Source organism: Roseomonas sp. F4 (assembly GCF_053891155.1).
The window spans coordinates 57,818-78,354 of sequence record NZ_JBSSHK010000008.1; the positions used below are offsets into that span (position 1 = coordinate 57,818).

Below are 20,537 nucleotides of genomic sequence, written 5' to 3' on the forward strand. Positions count from 1 at the left end.
AGCTTGAATGGCGTTCGGCCTGATGCTCAGCCGCAGTCGTGAAACCCGCCGCCCGGCAGCGGCACGATGTCCAGGATGCCCAGCACCCGGAAATCCGCACCGCCGGGTTCCAGCACCAGCGCCGCGCCTTCCGGAAAGGCGCGCCCGCCCACGGGGTCACCCGCGACCATGATGGCCGGGGTGCGGTGGCCGACCAGCACGCGGTTGCTGCCGGTGGGGACGGGTTCGGAGAACAGCCGCCTATGCTCCGCCAGCACCCAGGCGAGGCGCCCGCCGGCATAGTCATCCGCCAGCAGGCTGTCCGTCACCGTCACCTGATCCGCGCCGAAGGCCAGCTCCGCCGTGTCCCGCGCCCGGAACACCGGGCCCGCCAGCACCGGCCGCGCGACCGGGATGCCGAGTGCCGCCAGCCTTTGGCCGATCTGTACCGATTGCGCGCGGCCCTGGGGCGAGAGGTTGCGCTGGCCGGGCCGGTCGCCGAGGCGGAAGCTGCGGTCGCAATTCTCGCCGCGGGTATCGGCATGGCGGAAGAACAGCACCAGCCCGCCCTGGCGCAGCCGCGCCAGCAGCGGTGCGGCCTCCGCGCTCTCCGCCCTCCAGGGCACCAGCCGCCCCTGCGCCAAGGCAGGGCCGGCGAGCAGCATCAGCCCGAGGAGGGTACGACGGTCACAGCCCAAGGATCGCTTCCACCACCTCCTGCACCTCCAGCGCCTCCCGCAACGTGGCGAGGTTCTGGGGCTCGCCCCGGGTCAGGGCGGCCAGCTTCGAAAGCTGGTCGCGCAGGACCATGGGGCGCATGCGCTCATTCGGCAGCGCATCCGGCGCGGGGCGGTAGACGCCGTCAGCCTCCTGCTTTTCGGCGAAAGACCAGTCGCGCAGGCGGATGCTGCCGGTCGCGCCTTCCAGCCGCCATTCATTCGTCTCGTCGCGATCGGTGCCGCCGACCTGCCCGGCGAGGTCCACCGGCACGCCGCCGGCGGTCAGCCTGGCCCGCACCGCGATCTCCGACCCATCGCCGGGCGGGAAGGTCGCGTCGCGTTCCAGCAGCACCAGCGGGCCGAGCTGGCGGCGGGTCAGGAACAGGAAATGCGACAGCACCTCGCGCGTGAAGCCGCCCTCGGCGCGCTTCGCCAGCCAGCTTGCCGCGTCCTGCTGCCAGCCGCGCGGCCAGGTGGCGAAATCGGCGCGCAGCGTCAGGGCGCGGGGCGCGCCGATCTCCGCCCGCCAGGCTGAAAGCTGCGCCACGGCGGGGGAGGAGGCCATGGGGAAGTTCACCGCCGCCCGCGCCTCGCCAGCCTCGGCTGCCGTCACGAAAGCCCGGGCGGCGGGAAGGTCGGCCGCCAGCGGCTTTTCCAGGAAGGCGGCGCGGCCGGCGGCGAAGGCGGCTTCGGCATGGGCCAGATGCGCGCTGGGCGGGGAAGCGATGTAGAGCACGTCGCAGGCGGCGATGACCGCCCGGGCGCTGTCCAGCATCGGCAGCTCCGGCGCGATCTCCGCCAGCCGCTCGGCGGCGCTGGGGGAGGGGTCCCAGACCGCGACGGGGCGAACCGCCGCCAGGTCCTGTGCCAGGGCGGCGCGTAGCAGGCGCTCTCCCATGATGCCGAAGCCGACCACCCCGAGCCTGATCGCCATGCCGCGCCCCTTCGCCGATAGGAGGGCAGCTTTAACGGCTGTCCGCGCCGCCTCCAACCCGCAGCATCAGGACGAAGGCGGAGACCGCCGCCAGCAGGCCGCAGGCCACGAGATAGGGCAGCACCCAGCTTCCGGTCGCCGTCACCGCCCATGCGAAGGCGGAGGGTGCGGAGAGATAGCCGAGGAAACACAGCAGGATGGCGCCGGAGGAGGCCTCCGCCACCCGGTCGGGTGGGGAGACACGGGCGACCTCCGCCAGGAAGATGCCGTTCCAACTGGCGGCGGTGAAGCCACAGGCCACGGCCAGCACCAGCCCCACCGCCCAATGCGCCCCGGGTCCGAACAGCACCCAGAGCAGCGACAGGAAGGCGGCGACGAGACCGTGGATGGCCAGGCTGCGGGTGGCGTCACCCAGCCGGTCCGCCGCCCAGCCGAGCACCAGCCGCCCGGCCACGCCGGCCAGTTGCATGGCGGCGAAGATGCTGCCGGCGGCGGGCAGGCTGGCGCCATGCGCCTGCACCAGCCAGGTGACGGTGAAGGCGAAGAGGCTGCCCTGCAGGGCCGCGAAGGCGAAGGCCTGAAGCGTCAGCGGCGGCAGCACCGGGTGCATGCGCAGCGCCGTGATGGGTGCGGCCAGGCGTCGCAGGCGAAATGCCTCCCGCAACGGCCGTTGCGGGTCCCGTTCCGCATCCAGCTGCGGGCGCAGCGGCTGGATCAGCGCGGCGCAGGCCAGGGCGACCGCGATTCCCACCAGCAGTGCCGCCTGCCAGCCCCAGATCGCGGCGACCGGGGCGGCGATCAGCCCCGCCAGCGCGCCGCCCGCCGGGGCGCCGGCCTGCTTGATGGAGAAGATCAGCACCCGGTGCCGCGGCGGTGCCGTGGCCTGCAGGATGCGGCTGCCCGCCGGGCCGGTCGGGCCATAGCCGATGCCCATCAACAGCGCCGCCAGCGGCAGCAGCCAGACGATCCCAGCCGCGGCGGCCAGCAGGGCGACGCTGCCCAGCAGCGCGCCGCCCTGCAACATGCGCAGCGGCCCGAAGCGGGCGACCAGCGGCGTGCCGAACAGAAGAAAAAGGATGGCGCCCAGGGTGTTGAGGCTGGCGAAGTTGCCCACCGCCTCCGGCCGCAGCCCCAGCTCCGCCGTCATCAGCGGCGCCACCACCGGCACGGCCTGGCTCAGAAAGGTGCCGACCGTCTGCATCAGCAGGGTGGCTGACAGGGCGGCGACCCAGGGTGAGCGCATCGGGCCGGTCAGCGCCGCAGCCGCAGGTCCAACCCCTTTGCGACCCAGCGCGCCTCGATGCTGTCGAGATCCGTCTGGCCGGAAGGCCTCGTCTTGGAAGGCTGGTCGCGCAGCCCCGGCGCCCGGTCGCGCAGCCAGATGCCATACAGGCGCCGCAACTCGACCAAAGGCAGCGGATGGTCGTCGACCCGCAGGGAGATGTCGGGGAAATCCTCGGTGGTGGTCAGCAGCAGCGCCGCCGATTGTCGGCCCCGGCGATCACCGCCCGCCGCTTCCCCGGCATCGAGGGCGGCCAGCAGGCGTTCGGCCAGGGTGAGCTCGGGGTTGGTGACGAAGCCGGCATAGGTATCGGCCAGCACCGCCGGCCCGGCCAGCATATTGCCGGCGAAGGAGACATGGGCGGAGGTCAGGTCGCCGCACCATTCCACGCAATTGGTCCCGGTGAAGGCGGCGCTGCGGCCGTGCCGGTCCACCGCATGCACCTGCCGCAGCCCCTTGCCCTCATCCCCCACCAGCGCGCCCTCGATCGCCGCTGCCGGCGACAGGCCGCGCGCCATGCCGTCCAGCACCGCGGGGCCGAGGTAGCGATTGGTCATGGACTGGGTGGAAACGGCGCCGACGCCGGAGCGGACGAAGGGGCAGGAGGCGCCGACGGCGAAGGCGCAGGTGGTGACGGCCACCGCGAAGGCGCCTGTCTCCGGGTCATGGGCGACGATGGACCAGGTCATTGCAGGATTCCGACTCGGAAGTGCTGGCACACTACATGGGCTTCTCAGATTGCGCGCCAGCTAGTCGTGGGTCATTTTGGGGACAACGTCTCACAGGGGGGAATCAAGAATGTCCATCAGACTTTTGCGCCGTCATCTTCTGGCCGGTGCGGCGGCGCTGGCCGCCCCCGCGGTGGCCCGCGCCCAGGGGGCGGCCTGGCCTGACCGGCCCATCCGCCTCATCGTGCCCTTCGGCGCCGGCGGCGCGATCGACACCCTCTCCCGCACCTTCGCCGCCAAATTCGCGGAAGTGACCGGCGGCCAGACGCTGGTGGTGGAGAATCGCCCCGGCGCCGGCGGCACCATCGCCGGCGCCTTCGTGGCGCGGGAGAAGCCGGATGGGCTGACGCTGATGATGGCCGATATCGGCGCCAATGCCATCGGCAAGGAACTGATCCCCAGCCTGACCTACGACCCGCCTACCGCCTTCACGCCCATCATCCATCTGGTGAACCTGCCGGCCGTGCTGATGGCGCATCCCACTGTCACCGCCCGCACGGTGCGGGAGGTGATCGACCAGGCGAAGGCGCGGCCGGATGGCTTCACCTATTCCTCCGCCGGCAATGGCAATGGCAGCCACCTGTTCATGGCGCTGTTCCTGAAGGAGGCCGGCATCCAGATGGTGCATGTGCCCTACCGTTCGGGGGCGGAGATGGTGACGGCGTTGATCCGTGGCGACGCGCAATTCGGCTTCCCCACCGTCTCCTCCGGCCTCGGCCAGATCCGCCAGGGCAATGCGCGGGCGATCGCGGTGGGCAATGCCGCGGGCACGCCGCTGCTGCCGGATGCGCCGCCCATCTCCACCGTGCTGCCGGGCTTCGAGGTGGCGGTCTGGCACGGCATCGTGGCGCCGGCTGGCATGGATGCGGGCCTGGCACGGCAGATCAACCAGGTCTTCGGCCGCATCGCCGCGATGCAGGATGTGCAGCAGCGGGTTTTCGAGGCGCAGGCCGGTACGGTGGTTGGCGGAACGCCGGAGGATTTCGCCGCGCATATCGCGCGGGAAGTGGCACGCTGGACCCCCGTCATCCGCGAGGGTGGCATCACCAGCGGCTGACCGCACGCCCGGAAGGCGGCATGGCGCCGTCTTCCGGAGCGCCCTCAATTATGCAAATGAGAGTCATTCGCATAATTGAGGCCAAGCCATGACCGCCGTCTCGCATCCGCGCGCCCGCTGGATGGACCCCGCCACCGCTGCGCTGCTCGATCCGGCCGTGCTCATGCACAGCCTGGCCGGCCGGCAGGCGGTGCTGCTCGGCGAGAGCCATGACGTGGCGGAGATTCATCGCTGGCAATTGCAGGTCACCACCTGCCTGCATCTGCTGCGCCCGAACATGGCGGTCGGGTTCGAGATGTTTCCCCGCCGGCTTCAGCCGGTGCTGGACCGCTGGGTCGCCGGCGACCTTCGCACCGCGGATTTCCTGCGCGAGGCGGAGTGGGAAACGGTCTGGGGCTTCCCGGCCGAAATCTACCTGCCGATCTTCTATTTCTGCCGCCAGCAGGGCGTCCGCATGCTGGCGCTGAACTGCCATCGCCCGCTGGTGACGCGGATCGGCAAGGAGGGTTGGGAGTCGGTGCCGGAGGCGGAGCGCGACGGCATGACCCCGGCCGCCGCGCCCACCCCTGGCCATCGCGACTACATCGCCTGGCTGACCGGCCGCCCGGTGGCCGACATTACCGACCGTTTCCTGCGCGCCCAGCAGGTCTGGGACCGCGCCTTCGCCTGCAACATCGCCGCGGCGATCGCGGCGGCGGGGGACGCGCCGCCGCTGGTGGTCGGCATCATCGGCCGTGGCCATCTCGATTTCGGCCATGGCACGCCGCACCAGCTTCGCGACCTCGGCGTCACCGATGTCGCCGTGCTGGCGACCACCGAGGCGGCCGAGATGGACACGGCGGAGATGGCCGGCATCGCCGAGGCGGTGTTCCGCATCGACCCGCCGGAATCGCCCGCGCCGCGGCAGGCCCCCAGCCCGGCCCGGTAGGCGCGGCCGCCTGGGACGTTCGAATCCCTGCCGGCGCGGCACCAACCATCTGGCCGCTCGGACCGGTCGTTCGACCGGTCCGCGGCTCCTCGCCTTCAGTCGCTCTCGCCAAGGGCCATGCGGCCGTAGGCGTCATACTGTGCCGGCACGAAATGGGTGCGGTCGTTCGGCAGCAGGCGCTCGGGCGGAATGTCCAGCAACGGCAACCGGATGCAGTCGGCGCTGTCGAAGGCGTCCGCCAGCGCCACCGACCGCAATCCGATCTCCGGTCGCTGCTCATACTGAGAGCCGGGGAAGGGCATGAAGACGATCCGTGCCCGTGGCAGCTTGCGCCGCAGCCAGGCCACCATCTCCGCCCAGTGACCGGCGCAATCCCGTGCGTCCAGCAAGGGCTGGCCGGCAAACAGGCGGGCGGTGTTTTCGGCCATGGTGTAAAGGAAGAAGAGGCTTGAGCCGGGGTGGCGGCGCGGCCTCAGCATCCGGGCCCGCAGATCCATGAAGTTGTCGAGCAGCACCAGATCGACATCGCCGCTTTCCACCGCGGCCATGAAGCCGGGCCGGCCGCGCGGAAGCGCGTGCATTCCCAGCCGTTGATGGCGGTACTGATTGCCGATCAGTTCCTGGAAGGCTCTGATCTGGTCCGGCAGCAAGACAAGCTCCCGGAGCACCGCCGGATCCAGTTCCTTCGTCTCGCCGGTGACATAGGTTGGTACGAAACGGTCGATGCGGTTGTGGTAGACCGAGCCAAGCAGGGGCGTGCCAAAGCGCTTTGCGAGCGCCGCGCCGGTGAAGCGGGCAAGGCAGGATCCGAAGGTGACGATTCTCATGTCTTCCGCACCAGCAGACAAAAGCCCAGCGCGTCTTCCGGCCCGGCGCGGCGGCCGAGGCGGCGCGCGGCCTCGATGAATTCCGGTTCCTCCTCCAGCGCCGCCAGTCCCGGCGCGGCGCCGGGCAGGGCCCAGCCGGGGGAGACGAACAACCCGTCGGCCCGCTGCACCACCAGCCCGGCGGCGCGCAGCATGCCCGTCAGCTCCGCCACCCCGAAGCCCAGCGGCGCCACGGGCAGGCCGAGCCGGCGCTGGGCGCGCAGGAACAGGCTGTCGCGGTTCATCGCGCTGACCATCAGCCGGCCACCCCGCGCCAGCACCCGCGCGGCCTCCGCCAAAGCGGCGGCGGGGTCGGCCAGCATTTCCAGGCTGTCGATCAGCAGGGCCGTGTCGAAGCTGGCTTCGGGAAAATCCAGCCGGGCCGCATCCATCCGGGCGAAGGCGAAGCGCGGCAGCGCCGCATGGCGGGCGCTGGCCTCGGCCAGCGCGCTCTCCGCGATGTCGATGCCGGTGATCCGCGCCGCGCCGGGCAGAAGCTTGCCGAGCCGCCCCTGGCCGCAGGCGATGTCGAGCACCGCCTCCTCCGCCGCCGTGCCGAGGTAATCGGCGATCAGCCAATCCAGCTCCGCCTGGAAGGCCGCCTCCCGCCGCGTGCCGGGCACGCCGCCCGGCGTCAGCCAGGGGCGGGGCGGGGCCTCGGCGGGGCGGGCGGGTAGGCGGGGTGGGCGGGGCGCCGGGCGGGGCCTCGGGGCAGGCTGCGCCGGGGGCGGCGGCTGTTCGGGGTCGTCCAGAGCCAGGGCCAGCGGTTCAGCCTCCGGCACGGGCTCGGGCGGCAGGGCCGCCAGATTGGTGGTGAAGGCGCGCACATGGTCGGTATCGGTCAGGTCCGGCTGGCCGGGCTGGGGCGCCGTCGCGAAGACGACAAAGACCGAATTGGCGAAGACCGGGCGCGCCTGCCGCGCCAGCGTGCCGAGGAAGGCACGCGGGATGCGGTCCAGCTCCCCCTTATGCGTGACCACCCAGGCGAAATCGGCGGGCGGCCGGCCCGTGGCGGCGGCGAAGGGCTCGGCGCGGGGGATCGCCCAGCGGAAGGGGTCCGGCGCCACCACGCGGTCGGCCGGGGCCAGCTGGCCGCGCAGGAAATGCGCCGTCTCGGCCCAGGCGGTGTCGTCATGGGGGAAGGACATGCGGGATCGGAGACCTGTCAGCGCTGCGCCGCCAGTGTCGCGGCGCACCGGGCCTTAATCAAGCCGACGGGCAGCCCAGCGCGTCGGCGAGCGCCGGGAAATCCGCCGCGACGAAATCCCAATCCTGATCGGGGCTGAAATCCTTGTCCTGATGCGGCCCATATTCCTGCGGGCGGGGGATGAAGGCGGTGCGGAAGCCCACCTTCCGGGCCGCCGCCAGGTCGCCGTTATGCGCCGCCACCAGCATGCATTCCGCCGGCGCCAGGCCGAGGATCTCTGCGGTGTTGAGATAGGCGGCCGGGCTCGGCTTGTAGGCCCGCGCCACCTCCGCCCCCAGAATCGCGTCCCAGGGCAGGCCGGCGCGCTTCGCGACATTCAGCATCAGCGCGATATTGCCGTTGGACAGCGGCGCGATGATGAAGCGGGTCTTCAGCCGCCGCAGCCCCTCGACGCTGTCGGGCCAGGGGTCCAGCCGGTGCCAGGCCTTGTTCAGATGGTCCAGCACCGCTTCCGGCAGCCCCGCCGGGTCGATGCCGTGGTCGCGCAGCACCGCTTCCAGATTCTCGCGGTGCAGGATGTCGAGCCGGGTGAAGGGCCGTGCGCCGCTGCGCACCGCTTCCATGGCCGGCTGGTAGCGGCGGCGCCAGGCATGGGCGAATTCGGAGGGATCGGTGCCGGGGGCGTGGTCCGCGAGGAAGGGCGCCACCTCCCGCGCCACGGATGTGCGCCAGTCGACCACGGTGCCGAAGACATCGAACAGAAGGGCGCGCGGCTGGTCCATGGCGGTGTCCTCTTCGGGTTTCCTCCCGCCCAGAGTGCCGCGAGGGCGATGCCCTGGCGACCCCATCCGGGTCAGATCGGCTCCGCCCCCAGGGTTTCGGTCCAGTGGGCCAGCCTGGCCTTCAGGCCGCGGTCGCGGTCATCGGCAGAAAGGTCTGTCGGCAGGGCTTCCAGCACCTCAAAGCGAAAGGCCTCGGCGCCATGAACCGCGCAGGCCTCGCGCAGGGAGCCATGGGGCATGGCGCCCTGGCGCAGGGTGAATGCCATGCGGTTCCAGATGGTCGAGAGATCCGGCGCGCGGCCGATCCAGCTGCGCGCCGCCGCCGGGCAGTGCAGGGCGTAGATGCCTGGCGTGACCTTCCGCTCGCGCCAGGCACCGGCCGCCGCCTTCCGTTCCGCCCTCTGCATCGCCGCCTGATCCTGCTCCGTCGCGCCAAGCACTAGCGGCCGGGTGCGGGACGGTCAATAATACCCGGGTAAAAATATGGTCTGACCCTATGACGTCCCCACGCCCCTGCACCGCCTTCGTCAACACACGCCGCCTCGCAGGCGGCCCGCTGCACATGGTTGCCCTAGCAGTACGGGAGGCGCTGAGGCGCGATCCCTTTTCCACGATACTGGTGTTCGACGATGCCACCGGCGAAGCGGTCGATTTCGACCTGCGTGGCACCGAGGAGGAGGTGCTGGCCCGTCTGGCCCCGCCGCCGGCGGAGGAGGCGCCTTTGCGCGGCCGGGGCCGCCCACGCCTCGGCGTGACGGCGCGGGAAGTGACGCTGCTGCCGCAGCAATGGGCCTGGCTGGCCGCGCAGCCGGGCGGCGCTTCCGTCGTGCTGCGGCGGTTGGTGGAGACGGCGCGCCGGGCCGATGATGGCCCCGCGCGCGCCCGGGCGGCGCAGACCGCCGCCTATCGCTTCGCCTCCGCCATCGCCGGCAATCTTCCGGGCTTCGAGGAGGCGATGCGCGCTTTGTTTGCCGCGGACCTTGCGGGGTTCGAGGCCCGCATGGCCGGCTGGCCCGAAGATATCCGCGCCCACGCCATGGCGTTGGCGCGGGGGTGACTACTCCGCGGCCTTCGGCAGGTTGCCGGCGGCCTCGGCCCACTTCCGGTCGAACTCCCAGACATCCGGGAAGCCCATCAGCTCGCACATCTTGGCGAAGCTGTAATCGGCATTGACCGACATGTTATTGGAGTGCCCGTCCGCCTTGAGCTGGCCATAGGCCTTCTCCAGCGCCGCCGCGACGGTCAGGAAGCCCACGGCCGGATAGATGGCGATGCGGTAGCCCATGGCGTGCAGCCGGTCCGCCGGAACGATCGGCGTGCGGCCGCCCTCGACCATATTGGCAAAGAGCGGCTTCTTGATCCGCTTGCCGACCTCGGCCATCTCGGCCTCGCTTTCCGGGCTTTCGATGAAGATCACATCGGCCCCGGCCTCGGCGAACATCTGGCCGCGGCGGATCGCCTCATCGAGCCCCAGCGAGGTCCGCGCATCGGTGCGGGCGATGATCAGGAAGTCCTCGCTGCGGCGGGTCTCGGCGGCGACGCGGATCTTCAGCGCCATCTCCTCCGCCGGGATCACCTTGCGGCCCGGCGTGTGGCCGCACTTCTTCGGAACTTCCTGGTCCTCGATCTGGATGCCGGTGACGCCGGCCTCCTCATAGCCGCGCACCGTGTGGCGCACGTTCAGCAGCCCGCCATAGCCGGTATCGGCATCGGCGATCACCGGCGTCTTGCAGCCCTTGGCGATGGTGCCCATGCGGCCGATCATGTCGGTGTAGGTGGCGATGCCGGCATCGGCGAGACCCAGATGCGACGCCGTCACACCGAAGCCGGTGGCGTAGAGCGCCCGGAAGCCCATGCCGTCCGCGACCTTGGCGGAGATCATGTCGAAGACGCCCGGGGCGAGGATGAATTCATCGGCGGCGAGCGCCTGGCGCAGGCTGGGATGGGCCATGGATCGGGACTCCTGTCAGGCTTCGGTCAATAGGAAGGGCAGGCCGGCGCGCTCGCAGATCCCGCGGATCTGCTGCTCCAGCCCGGCCGGGATGGGAATGCCATGGGCGCCGCGATCGGCCTGTTCGGCGCGTTCCGGATCGCCGGGCACCAGCACGGGCTGGGCCGGGTCGGACGGCGGGGTGGCGCGCAGCACGTCGATGGCGGCGTCCATATCCGTCTCGAAGGCGCCATCGGCGCGGAAGGCGGTGGGGTCGATGGCCAGCATGAAATGGCCGATATCGTCGGGGTCCTGCGGCCGCTGCGTCTTCACCCGGATCGGGGAGAAGCTGGCACCCGACAGTGTCGCGCCCAGGATATGCGCCATCAGCGCCAGGCCGTAGCCCTTGTGGCTGGCCATGTCTGGCGTGCCGCCGACCGGGGAGAGCCCGCCCTCCGGCTTCTCGAACACCTGGGCCACCGCGGCGGCCCCTTCGGTCACGGGCTGGCCCTGGCCGTCCATCACCCAGCCGGCCGGGATCGGCTTGTTGCGCAGTGCCCGGGCCCGCACCTTGTTCGCCGCCGCCGTGGTGGTGGCCATGTCCAGCACCACGGGCGGCTGCGCGCCCGCGGGGGCGGCGAAGGCGATGGGGTTGGTGCCCAGCACCGGCACCGCGCCATGGGTCGGCACCATCGCCATGGTCCGGGTGCCGCTGGTGACCAGGCCGATGCAGCCGGCTTGCGCGGCCAGCTTCACATACCAGCCGGCGGCACCGAAATGGTGGCTGTTGCGGACGGCGACGGCGCCGATGCCGAAGCGCTTCGCGCGGGCAATCGCCTCCCGCATCGCGAAGGCCGCCGCCGGGTGGCCGAGGCCGGCACCGCCATCCACCAGGGCCACGGCGCCATTGTCCCGCTCGATCCGCGGCCGCGCGTCCAGCTTCACCTGGCCGGCGCGGCGCATGCCTTCATAGCTGGTCAGCATGCCGATGCCGTGGCTGTCGACGCCGGCGAGGTCGGTGTCCAGCATCACCTCCGCCGTCTGGGTCGCCAGGTCATCCGGCATGCCCCAGGCCCCGAGAATGGCCAGGATCTGCGCCCTGACGCTCTCCGCACTCGCCCGCATCTTGTGTCGTTCCCCCGCATGGCCGTCGTATCCAAGGGGTGGACCGGGGCGGGCGCGGCGTCAATCGGGTGCCGGGCGATGGTCGGGGCGGTGGACGTTCTGCTTCCGAACGCGATTCTGTGACCCGCGCCCAATGCTCACTTCTGGCCCGCGGCGGCGTTACGAGTGCTCATCAACCATGGCGCGGGCTGTCCGGGCCACGCCGCAACGAGGAGGCTACGATGCCGTCTGACACCACCAAGCCGCTCGGTCCCGGCGTTGCCGTGGCGCCGCACGAGATGATCTCCAAGCCCAATCCCTTCAATCCCCGCGTCGAGACGCCGCCGCGCCCGACATCGCGGCCGGAGGAGGGCGAGGCCAAGGGCGAGGGCTTCGCGGCGGTCGGCTCCGGCCTTGTCATCCTGGCGCTTGCCGGCCTTGTGGCCTGGATGCTGTATCTGGCACTGGGCTGACCATTCTGTTTCCGGCGGTGCCGGCTTCCTGACGGCGTAGGATCCGATCGCGCAGCGCGACGAAACCCATATGCGTTTGCAACCCTGGCAGCGCTTCGGTATTTCAGCATCATGCAGATCGAACGCCGGCCACTTCTCGCCGCAGCCCTCGCCCTGGTCGCAGCCCCGGCGGCCTCGCCCGCCTGGTCTCAGATCGCGCGACCCGTGAATCTTCCGATGGCGCAGGCAGGCGCCACCACGGGCCTGGCGCCGCTTCAACCCACCGATGCGTTGCTGCGTCTGGTGGACCGGCTGCTGCGGCTGGAGGAAGACGGCCTCGACCCCGCGCATTACGGCATTCCGGACAGCACGCTGGCCGCCAGCGACCCGGCGGCCTATCGCGCGGCCCTGCACAGCGCCTCCGCCGCCGCGCTGTCTGACCTGCTGCTGGGCCGTGTGCGGACCATGCCCGGCCGGCCGGATCTGCGTCGCGACCCGGCGCTGATCAATCTGGAAACCTGGCTGCTGGAACTGGCCACCACGTCGGATCCGGCGGCGCTGATCGACCGCGCGGCGCTGCTGCCGCCGACGGCGGCGGTGCTGAAGGCCGAATTGGCGCGGCAGCGCCAGCTTGCCAGCATCCCCTGGTCGCCGATCCCGGGGGAGGGGACCCTCGACCCCGGCATGGTGGACGCCGCCCGCGTTCCGTTGCTGCGCGCGCGAATCGCGGTGGAGGACCCAATTCTGGCCGCCTCCCGCGATGCCGGCGCGCTGTATGATTCGGGGCTGGAGGATGCGGTGCGCCGCTGGCAGGCGGCCAATGGGCTGGAGGTGGATGGCCGCGTCGGCCGCATTTCCATCGGCCTGCTGAACCGGCCGCTGACCGCGCGCGTGGACCAGCTTCGCGTCGCGCTGGACATGGCGCGCGCCCAGCCGGCGGTGACCGCCGAGCGGCGGGTGGATGTGAATGTTCCGGACTACCGGCTGCGGCTGGTGGAAGGCGATCGCGAGCTGCTGTCCATGGCCGTCATCGTCGGCCGGCCGGATCGCGCCACGCCGATGATGGCCGTGCGCCTGACCGCCATCCAGTTCAACCCGCCCTGGGGCGTGCCGGAGCGCAATGCGCGGGAAGACCTTCTGCCGCGCTTCCGCCGCGACCCGCAGGCGATGATGGAACGCGGCTTCCGCGTGTTCAGTGTGGTGGGTGGGGAGCGCATGGAAATCGATCCGCGCACCATCGACTGGTCCAGCGTCAACGGCCAGCGTTTCCCCTATTTCGTCCGTCAGGATGCCGGCGATTCCAGCGCCCTCGGGCGGCTGAAATTCATCATGCCGAACAATGAGGACATCTTCCTGCACGACACGCCGGACCGGCACCTGTTCCGCCGGCCGGACCGCGCCTTTTCCTCCGGCTGCATCCGTCTCGCGGATCCGAACGCGCTGATGGCGGCGCTGCTGGAAGGCACGCCCGGCTGGAACCTGGCGCGGGCGGAGCGCGCCCTGGCCAGCCGCGGCACCAGCGTGGTGTCGCTCAGCCGCAGCCTGCCGGTGCGGCTGCACTACAACACGGTGGTGGTGGGCCCCGGCGGCCGGGTGCGCATCCGGCCGGACATCTACCGCCTGGACGCGGCCTATGCCCGCGCCATGGCGAATGCCCCAAGGCCCCAGGTGGCGGGGCTTGCACGTCAGGCCGCCCGCTGATGCGGTCTGTGCATGGGGGCCTGTGGTCCGGCGCCTGCCCCTGCTGCGGGGAGGCTGGGCTGGTGCCGGCCGAGGCCCTGCCGCGACGCGGTCTGCTGGCGGCGGTGATCGGCGGCGTGGGCGTGGCAGCCGCTGGCCCGGTGGCCGCGCAGGGGGCGACGCGCAGCCTGCGGGTGCGGCGGCAGGTGACCAATGACAGCTTTTCCGGCGTCTATTTCCGCGATGGTCGTTATGACCGGGAGGCGCTGCGCCAGCTCGACATCGTGTTCCGCGACCTCTCCCGGGCCGAGACGACGCCCATGGATCCGCGCCTGTTCGACGTGATGTCGACGGTGGCCCGGCAGATGGATGCGGATGAGCCCTTCGAGGTCGTCAGCGGTTATCGGACTCCGGAAACCAATGCCGGCAATGCCAGCCGTAGCGGCCGCGTCTCCCGCGTATCGCTGCACATGTCGGGCATGGCGGCGGATTGCCGGCTGCCCGGACGCTCCAGCCTGCAGATGGCGCGGCTGGCGGCGGATATGCGGCTCGGCGGGGTCGGGCTGTATCAGCGCGACGGCTTCGTCCATCTGGATTGCGGCCCGGTCCGCCGCTGGTAGCCGGCAGCGGCCGGCCCGGCGTCAGGCCGCCAGGGCGACGCCATTCTCGCTGGCGCGACGGAAGCCGTCCTGGATATGGTCCGCCAGCGTGTCCACGGCCGGCACGCCCAGCGCGGATTCATGGCGCAGCAGCAGGATGCCCATATCGGGCAGGGGCGGCAGACCTTCCGCCTCGCCGAGCCAGGCGAGGCCGACCGGCAAGGTGGCCGGCGTGCTGACCGTGATCGCGAGCCCGGCCAAAGCGACTGTGAAACAGCCCGTCTGCGTCGCGGAATTGTAAGTGACGCGATAGGCGCGTCCCGCGCCACGCAGCGCCGCCAGCGCGGATTCCCGCCAGGCGCAGGCAAAATCGGGCCGCAGCAGATTCAGGTTCGGCCGCGAAAGCGCCAGAGGCACGGGGTCCCGCCGATGCAGCCCATGGCTGGGGCTGCCAACCCATCGCAAGGGGCCGCGCCAGATGCGTTGGGCGGCGACTCCGGCGGGTTCCTGGCCCTCACTGACCAGGGTCAGGTCGAGCTGACCCTTGCGGAACTGCTCCACCAGCACGTCCGAATTCAGGCAGGTGACGTCGAGCTCCACCGCCGGATGCGCTTCCGCGAAGCGGGCCAGGATGCCGGGCAGCCAGTTCAGCGCGTAGTCGTCGGGCGTACCGAGACGGACCGAGCCGACCATGGGCGGCGCGCGGAAGTTGGTGACGATCTCATCATTCAGGGCCAACAGGTCGCGGGCGCGGTCCAGCAGCCAGGCGCCCTGCGGGGTGGTCTGCACGCCCCGGGACGTGCGGACCAGCAGCGACTGGCCCAGCAACTGCTCCAGCCGGCGGATCTGCATGGAGACAGCCGATTGCGTCCGGCCGACGCGATCGGCGGCGCGGGTGAAGGAGCCGCCTTCGGCGATCAGCACGAAGGCGCGCAACAGGTCGGGATCGAGGCCGGGGGGCAGGGGCGCCATGAGGGGCAGCATCAGTGATCTTGATGCGTTACGTCAAGATAAGTCGTTTTACTGATGGCGGTGTCTGGGCTGATCCTTCCCATGGATGGATCAGCAGAAGGATTGTTCCAGATGTCGGGCTTCATGCTTTCACGGCGCGATGGGCAGCGGCAGGCGCAGGCCAGGGCGCGCCGCGCCGTTGGTGGCGCCGGGGCAGCGGGCTGGCTGGATTGGCTGGTCGCGATGGTAAACGCCATCGCGACGCGGCGGCACCTGGCGGTGATGGACGACCGGATGCTGAAGGATATCGGCATCAGCCGGTCGGAGGCGCTCTATGAGTCGAGCCGCGCCCCCTGGGATATCGGCCCCCGCGCCCAGTAAGCAGATCGGGACGGTCAGCGGGCGGAGGCTTCGGCCACTTCCTCGAACTGGTCCATCTGGCCGAGGGGTCGCACAACCACTTCGGCCAGCCCGGCCTGCCGCATGCCGAGCTCCTCCGCGATGCGGGGCGAGAGGTCAATGATGCGGCCGCGGATGAAGGGGCCGCGATCGGTGATGACCACGGTCCGGCTCTCGCCGTTTCGCAGATTCGTCACCTCGACCACTGTTCCGAAAGGAAGAGTGCGGTGCGCAGCGGTGTTGGAATCGGGATTGAAACGTTCTCCGTTGGCCATATGGCGGCCGGTGAATTTCTGATGGTAATAGGAAGCAATTCCTCGCTGCGACGCCGGCTCATTGGCCATGGACGGCAGTGGGACGACTGCCAGTGCCAGGATGGCCAGCAGCGCGGGGCGCCGCATGGGCAGGTTTGGCATTCACTCTCCTCCTTCACACCGCCCCTTTCGGAAGCGGTCTCGCAGGCTGGGGCAGCGCTTGGCCGGTTCTGGGACCGGCCTGGAACGGCGCAAAAACAGCTTGCCGCTGGCGCAATGCCGCGGTTGCCCTAGCCTTCGATGACGAGGCGGCGCGCCGGGGGGTGCGTCGCGGTGGTCAGCCGCCCATCGGGGGTGGCGGCGAGGGCCTAAGGGCCGCAGGGGGTGCTCCGCGTCAAGCGAAGACGTAAGGCGGGTTCCCGATATGGCGCGATCCGCTGGGAATCGATCGCCCCTATGCGCGCGGATAGGACCTCAGGCTTATAGACATCACGTTCTTGTGATATTCGGACAGCCAAGGGAAGCTCGGCATGAGTCCCCAAACATCCCTCAGGATGGGATGAATCACTGTCTCTCACCCCCGGCCGGCGCTGGAGGGCCGGAGGCCTGTCGAGAATATTTGCGAATGACTCGCAATTGCGGTAATCCGGAGTCCGTCAGGCAGGAGTGATTCCATGGCAACCACCGGCCTTCCCAAATGGCCCTGGACCGGCGCCGAGGCGGATGCCTTGCCCAATGCCGAGCGGCTGCTGATCGATGCCGCCCGCGCCTGGGCCGCCGCCGCCCGCCAGGGCCAGCCCGCCTTGTTGGCGTTGCGCCGGCTGCTGGCGACAGAGGATGCGATGTCCGCCGCGGAACCGCTGGATGCGCTGCTGCGCAGCCTGGCGCAGCATCCGCTGACCCTCGGCTGCCCGCTCTGCCCCCGGCTGGTGGGGGAGGAGCCGGCGCTTTTGCTCGCCGTTTCCTGCGCCCAGCGCGGTCCGCGGCGAGAGGCCCTGGCCTGCCTGCTGCGCCGGCTGCCGCCCTATCAGGCCTATGCCGCGACCTCCGCCGCCATCGCGCTGGGCTGCGCCTTTCGCCGCGCAGGGCTGCAACTCGGCGATCCCTGGTCGAACTGAGCCGCGCCTTACGCTCCCCCGCCCGCCGTGGCATGAGCCGGTTTCTCTGGCGTTGGGTGGATCGAAGGCATGGATCGCCGCATCTGGCTGCTGACCGGCGCGCAATTCGCGGCGGCCACCGGTGCCTATGCCTTCACGGGCCTGATCGCCCGCATGGCCCAGGATCTCGGAGTCAGCCTCGCCACGGCCGGGCAGCTCGCCGCCTTCTACGCGCTGACCTTTGCCCTGGCGGGCCCGCCGATCGCCGCCGCCACCGCCCGAATCGACCGCCGCCGCCTGCTGACCCTGGGCCTCGGCCTGGTCGCCGCACTGAACCTGATAACCGCGACCGTGCCGGACTTCGGCTCGGTGCTGGTGCTGCGGGTGCTGACCGCGCTCGCGGCGTCCCTGGTGCTGCCGGCGGTGGCCGCTTCCATGCTGGTGCCGCCGGAACAGCGCGGGCGGGCCATCGCCCTGGTGATGGCGGGGCTGACGCTGGCCTTCTCCCTCGGCATTCCGCTGGGCACCGCCATTGGCGGGGCGGTCGGCTGGCGCGGCACCTTCATCTTCTCGGGCCTCCTGGCGGGGCTTGCCGCGATGGCGGTGCGGATCGGCTTGCCACCCTTGCCGAGTACGGATCGCGGCGGGGCAGGGTCGCTGCGCCTGGCGCTTCGGCCGGATCTCCTGACCGTACTCGGCACCAGCTTCCTGGCCTTCGCCGGGCTGTTCTGCATCGCCGCATATCTCGGTCCCATCGTCACCGCGACCACGGGAATCGAGGGTTCCGGCATCGGCGCCGTCCAGGTCTTCGTGGGACTCGGAAGCCTGGTCGGCATCGGCCTGGGCGGCCGGATGGCGGAGCGGGAGGGGCCGGCGCTGCCGGTGGCCCTGAATATCGTGCTGGCCATCGCCTTGATCGGCTATTCCGCGCTGCTCGCCGCGCCCGCCGCCCTCTGGCATGTCGGCCCGCTCTGCATGCTGGTCTTCGCCGGTTCGGCCAGCCTTTTCGCGCTGGCGCCGTTGGTGCAGGCGCGTCTGATGGGGCTGGCGCCACAGGACCGGTCGGTGGCACTGGCGCTGAATGGCGCGGTGATCCTGGCCGGGCAGGGCGTCGGGGCGGCCTATGGCGGGCTGATCCTGGCCGCCGGCGGGCTGGCCTGGACCGGTCTGGCGGGGGCGGTGCTCGCCTTGGCCGGCGCCGCCCTGTCCCTCCGGGCCTTCCGCCGCGGGACGTGAGGCCGCGGCCGAGGCGTCATCGGTTTCCACACTTGCTTTCCGCCACGCCGCCATGCGGCAATGCCAGAAAGGGAAACGGAGCCGTCATAAGATGCATCGCCGCCTATTGCTGGCCGCACCCGCCGCCCTGGCGTTGGCCGCGCCGCGCCTGGCCCGCGCCCAGGCCGCCTGGCCGGACCGCCCGGTGCGAATCATCGTGCCCTATCCGCCCGGCGGATCGAACGACACGGTGGCACGCATCCTTCAGCCAAAGCTGACCGAGCTGCTGGGCCGGCCGGTGGTGGTGGAAAACCGGGCCGGGGCCTCGGGTTCGGTCGGCTCCTCGGAGACGGCCCGGGCGGCACCGGATGGCCATACCTGGCTGCTGGCGAATGACACGCTCGCCACCAATGAGACGCTGATGCAATTGCCCTACAAGGTGATGGAGGCGTTCTCCTTCTGCACCCTGGTCGGCACCTGCCCCTATGCGCTGGTCACCCACCCCTCCACGCCGTACCAGAACTTCACCCAGATGGTGGAAGCCGCGAAGGCGCGGCCGCAGACTCTGAATTACGCGACCACAGGTGTGGGCAGCGGCGCGCATATCGCCACGGTGCTGCTGCAACAACGCGGCGAATTCAAGTTGGAGCACGTGCCCTATCGCGGTGGTGGGCCGGCGCTGCAGGATGCGCTGGCGGGGCATGTGCCGCTGTTCATGTCGAACATCGTGATCATCCTGCCGCATATCCGCGCCGGCGCGCTGCGCCCGCTGGGCCTGACCCAGAAGACGGACAGCCGCTACCTGCCCGGCGTCGTGCCCTTCGCCCGCCAGGGCTTCCCGGACTTCGAGGCACTGACCTACTGGCAGCTGGTCGGCCCCGCCGGCATTCCGGCACCGATCCTGACCCGCATGCAGCAGGCGGTGAAGCAGGTGCTGGCGGAGGCGAATGTGCAGGCCCGCATGGCCGAGCAGGGGGCGGATATCGTGGGCTCCACCCCCGCCGAGACCGAGGCCTTCGTCCGGGCCGAGATCGAGAAATGGGGCGCCGTGATCCGCGAGAACAATATCCGCGCGGATAGTTAGGTCGCGAACGGACGGGCTTGGCGGCAGGGCGTCGCTGCCCCTAACCTGTCTGAAGTATAACAAAGGGAGGAGTCCTGCACATGGTGCAGCGTCGCAAGCTACTGGCCCTGACCGCCGCCGGACTGGCTGCCCCCGCCGTGCTGCGGGCCCAGGGAAACTGGCCGGACCGGCCGATCCGGCTGATCGTGCCCTGGGCCCCCGGCGGGTCCACCGACACGGTGGCCCGGCTGTTTCAGCCGCGGCTGGCGGCCTTGCTCGGGCAGAATGTCATCATCGAGAATCGCGGCGGCGCTTCGGGCTCCATCGGTGCCTCGGAAATGGCGCGGGCGCCGGCCGATGGCAGCACCTGGATGCTGGCCTATGACAATGAGGCACCGAACCAGACCCTGCTGCGCCTGAACTACAAGACCCTGGAGGATCTGACCCCGGTCAGCCTGGTGGCAACCGGCCCGCTGGTCATGACCGCCCATAGCTCCACCCCCTTCCGCAACTTCCGCGATGTGATGGAGGCGGCGAAGCGGGATCCGGACGCGCTGAACTACGCGAGCTCCGGCGTCGGCGGGCTGGCGCATATCTCGACCACGCTGCTGCAGCAGCAGAACGGCTTCAAGCTGACCCATGTGCCCTATCGTGGGGGTGGTCCGGCCGTGACCGCGGCGATCGCGAATGAAGTGCCCCTGTTCATGACCAATGTGGTCATCGTCTCCCAGCATATCCGGGCGGGGACTCTGCGGCCGCTGGGTGTGACCACGCGGGGGGAGACGCGGCATGTGCCGGGGACCCAGAGTTTCGCCCAGCAGGGCTTTGGCAATTTCGAGGCGCCGACCTGGTGGGCCTTCTTCGGTCGGACCGGAACGCCGCGGCCGATCGTGGAGCGGATGCACGCCGCCCTGAAGCAGGCGCTGAACGAGCCAGAGGTGAAGGCGCGGATCGAGGAGCAGGGCTGCGACATCGTCGCCTCTTCCCCCGAGGAGTGCCGGACCTTCGTGGCGGCGGAGATCGAGCGCTGGGGGGCGGTGATCCGCGAGAACAACATCCGGATGGACAGCTGAAAGTTTTTCGCCGGAAAAAATGCAGGAAGATGACAGGGGCGGCCCGGCGGGGCCGCCCCTTTTGCATGTCGAGGCGAGGGTTTGCCTGGGGTTTTGGGGCGGGCAGGGGGTGCTGGAGGGCCATTTGACAGGGAGGCCACCCGCCATTAGAAAGCGCCCACCGACGACGAGGCGGCCACTTGAAAGACGCGGAACACTCCGCTAGCTTCAACGGCCCGCCAAGGCGGAGGTAACCGGGACAGCAAGGGCTGGCCCCTCGGAAGAGGGTCTGGCCACTTCGTCCCACGGCTCATTCAAA

The 20,537-nt window shown here is 70.6% G+C and carries 23 protein-coding genes; 11 read left to right on the forward strand and 12 right to left on the reverse strand.

What is annotated here, in order from left to right:
• Window positions 1-26: 26 nt before the first annotated feature.
• From ACVFYP_RS27035 to ACVFYP_RS27050, 4 genes are read right to left on the reverse strand one after another with little or no spacing between them, the layout of a single operon-like run.
• On the reverse strand, window positions 27-677 hold the full coding sequence (locus ACVFYP_RS27035) for a histidine phosphatase family protein (RefSeq protein WP_499203288.1): 651 nt from the start codon (window positions 675-677) through the stop codon (window positions 27-29).
• Window positions 667-1,632: a Gfo/Idh/MocA family protein gene (locus ACVFYP_RS27040; protein WP_499203289.1), complete on the reverse strand. Its 966-nt coding sequence runs from the start codon at window positions 1,630-1,632 to the stop codon at window positions 667-669. Before ACVFYP_RS27040 ends, ACVFYP_RS27035 begins: the two co-directional genes overlap by 11 nt.
• Window positions 1,633-1,663: 31 nt before the next feature.
• Complete coding sequence (locus ACVFYP_RS27045; RefSeq protein WP_499203290.1) at window positions 1,664-2,875, reverse strand: MFS transporter; 1,212 nt, start codon at window positions 2,873-2,875, stop codon at window positions 1,664-1,666.
• 8 nt (window positions 2,876-2,883) lie between these two features.
• Window positions 2,884-3,603: a DUF1028 domain-containing protein gene (locus ACVFYP_RS27050; RefSeq protein WP_499203291.1), complete on the reverse strand. Its 720-nt coding sequence runs from the start codon at window positions 3,601-3,603 to the stop codon at window positions 2,884-2,886.
• 109 nt (window positions 3,604-3,712) lie between these two features.
• On the opposite strand from ACVFYP_RS27050, the gene ACVFYP_RS27055 reads away from it, so the two are divergent.
• Complete coding sequence (locus ACVFYP_RS27055; protein ID WP_499203292.1) at window positions 3,713-4,699, forward strand: Bug family tripartite tricarboxylate transporter substrate binding protein; 987 nt, start codon at window positions 3,713-3,715, stop codon at window positions 4,697-4,699.
• Between the two features lie 88 nt (window positions 4,700-4,787).
• The gene (locus ACVFYP_RS27060; protein ID WP_499203293.1) at window positions 4,788-5,627 is read left to right on the forward strand and encodes a ChaN family lipoprotein; all 840 of its coding nucleotides are present in this window, start codon (window positions 4,788-4,790) and stop codon (window positions 5,625-5,627) included.
• A 95-nt stretch (window positions 5,628-5,722) separates the two neighbouring features.
• On the opposite strand, the gene ACVFYP_RS27065 is transcribed toward ACVFYP_RS27060, so the two are convergent.
• From ACVFYP_RS27065 to ACVFYP_RS27080, 4 genes are all read right to left on the reverse strand, one after another.
• Window positions 5,723-6,454: a hypothetical protein gene (locus ACVFYP_RS27065; RefSeq protein WP_499203294.1), complete on the reverse strand. Its 732-nt coding sequence runs from the start codon at window positions 6,452-6,454 to the stop codon at window positions 5,723-5,725.
• Window positions 6,451-7,641: a class I SAM-dependent methyltransferase gene (locus ACVFYP_RS27070; RefSeq protein WP_499203295.1), complete on the reverse strand. Its 1,191-nt coding sequence runs from the start codon at window positions 7,639-7,641 to the stop codon at window positions 6,451-6,453. Before ACVFYP_RS27070 ends, ACVFYP_RS27065 begins: the two co-directional genes overlap by 4 nt.
• A 58-nt stretch (window positions 7,642-7,699) precedes the next feature.
• Window positions 7,700-8,422 carry a haloacid dehalogenase type II gene (locus tag ACVFYP_RS27075; RefSeq protein ID WP_499203296.1) on the reverse strand — a complete coding sequence of 241 codons (723 nt, stop codon included), beginning with the start codon at window positions 8,420-8,422 and terminating at the stop codon, window positions 7,700-7,702.
• Window positions 8,423-8,493: 71 nt separating this feature from the next.
• Complete coding sequence (locus ACVFYP_RS27080; RefSeq protein WP_499203297.1) at window positions 8,494-8,829, reverse strand: GIY-YIG nuclease family protein; 336 nt, start codon at window positions 8,827-8,829, stop codon at window positions 8,494-8,496.
• 89 nt (window positions 8,830-8,918) lie between these two features.
• Here ACVFYP_RS27080 and ACVFYP_RS27085 point away from each other — a divergent pair, with 89 nt between their 5' ends.
• Window positions 8,919-9,479 (forward strand): DUF2239 family protein, encoded by a 561-nt coding sequence (locus ACVFYP_RS27085; RefSeq protein ID WP_499203298.1) that lies wholly within the window; start codon window positions 8,919-8,921, stop codon window positions 9,477-9,479.
• Here the strand turns inward: ACVFYP_RS27085 and ACVFYP_RS27090 are convergent, their stop codons facing one another.
• Both ACVFYP_RS27090 and ACVFYP_RS27095 read right to left on the reverse strand, forming a co-directional pair.
• Entirely contained in the window at window positions 9,480-10,373 is an 894-nt protein-coding gene (locus ACVFYP_RS27090; protein ID WP_499203299.1) for an isocitrate lyase/PEP mutase family protein, read from the reverse strand.
• 15 nt (window positions 10,374-10,388) lie between these two features.
• Complete coding sequence (locus ACVFYP_RS27095; protein WP_499203300.1) at window positions 10,389-11,477, reverse strand: Ldh family oxidoreductase; 1,089 nt, start codon at window positions 11,475-11,477, stop codon at window positions 10,389-10,391.
• A 221-nt stretch (window positions 11,478-11,698) separates the two neighbouring features.
• On the opposite strand from ACVFYP_RS27095, the gene ACVFYP_RS27100 reads away from it, so the two are divergent.
• From ACVFYP_RS27100 to ACVFYP_RS27110, 3 genes are all read left to right on the forward strand, one after another.
• Window positions 11,699-11,929, forward strand: coding sequence for a hypothetical protein (locus tag ACVFYP_RS27100; RefSeq protein WP_499203301.1), 231 nt, complete (start codon window positions 11,699-11,701; stop codon window positions 11,927-11,929).
• A 111-nt stretch (window positions 11,930-12,040) separates the two neighbouring features.
• A complete protein-coding gene (locus ACVFYP_RS27105) occupies window positions 12,041-13,609 on the forward strand; it encodes a L,D-transpeptidase family protein (protein ID WP_499203302.1) in 1,569 nt (522 codons plus the stop codon).
• Complete coding sequence (locus ACVFYP_RS27110; protein ID WP_499203303.1) at window positions 13,609-14,208, forward strand: peptidoglycan L,D-endopeptidase MepK; 600 nt, start codon at window positions 13,609-13,611, stop codon at window positions 14,206-14,208. Before ACVFYP_RS27105 ends, ACVFYP_RS27110 begins: the two co-directional genes overlap by 1 nt.
• Before the next feature lie 21 nt (window positions 14,209-14,229).
• On the opposite strand, the gene ACVFYP_RS27115 is transcribed toward ACVFYP_RS27110, so the two are convergent.
• Window positions 14,230-15,171 carry a LysR family transcriptional regulator gene (locus tag ACVFYP_RS27115; protein ID WP_499203304.1) on the reverse strand — a complete coding sequence of 314 codons (942 nt, stop codon included), beginning with the start codon at window positions 15,169-15,171 and terminating at the stop codon, window positions 14,230-14,232.
• 99 nt (window positions 15,172-15,270) lie between these two features.
• On the opposite strand from ACVFYP_RS27115, the gene ACVFYP_RS27120 reads away from it, so the two are divergent.
• A complete protein-coding gene (locus tag ACVFYP_RS27120) occupies window positions 15,271-15,519 on the forward strand; it encodes a DUF1127 domain-containing protein (RefSeq protein WP_499203305.1) in 249 nt (82 codons plus the stop codon).
• Window positions 15,520-15,533: 14 nt separating this feature from the next.
• On the opposite strand, the gene ACVFYP_RS27125 is transcribed toward ACVFYP_RS27120, so the two are convergent.
• Window positions 15,534-15,953 carry a septal ring lytic transglycosylase RlpA family protein gene (locus ACVFYP_RS27125; protein WP_499203306.1) on the reverse strand — a complete coding sequence of 140 codons (420 nt, stop codon included), beginning with the start codon at window positions 15,951-15,953 and terminating at the stop codon, window positions 15,534-15,536.
• Between the two features lie 512 nt (window positions 15,954-16,465).
• Here ACVFYP_RS27125 and ACVFYP_RS27130 point away from each other — a divergent pair.
• The 4 genes from ACVFYP_RS27130 to ACVFYP_RS27145 all read left to right on the forward strand — a co-directional run bounded on the left by ACVFYP_RS27130 (window position 16,466) and on the right by ACVFYP_RS27145 (window position 20,239).
• Window positions 16,466-16,909 carry a hypothetical protein gene (locus ACVFYP_RS27130; protein WP_499203307.1) on the forward strand — a complete coding sequence of 148 codons (444 nt, stop codon included), beginning with the start codon at window positions 16,466-16,468 and terminating at the stop codon, window positions 16,907-16,909.
• A 69-nt stretch (window positions 16,910-16,978) separates the two neighbouring features.
• Window positions 16,979-18,124, forward strand: a complete 1,146-nt coding sequence (locus ACVFYP_RS27135; protein WP_499203308.1) for an MFS transporter — start codon at window positions 16,979-16,981, stop codon at window positions 18,122-18,124.
• 91 nt (window positions 18,125-18,215) lie between these two features.
• Window positions 18,216-19,187 (forward strand): tripartite tricarboxylate transporter substrate binding protein, encoded by a 972-nt coding sequence (locus ACVFYP_RS27140; RefSeq protein ID WP_499203309.1) that lies wholly within the window; start codon window positions 18,216-18,218, stop codon window positions 19,185-19,187.
• Window positions 19,188-19,267: 80 nt separating this feature from the next.
• A complete protein-coding gene (locus ACVFYP_RS27145; RefSeq protein WP_499203310.1) occupies window positions 19,268-20,239 on the forward strand; it encodes a tripartite tricarboxylate transporter substrate binding protein in 972 nt (323 codons plus the stop codon).
• The last annotated feature ends 298 nt before the right edge of the window (window positions 20,240-20,537 follow it).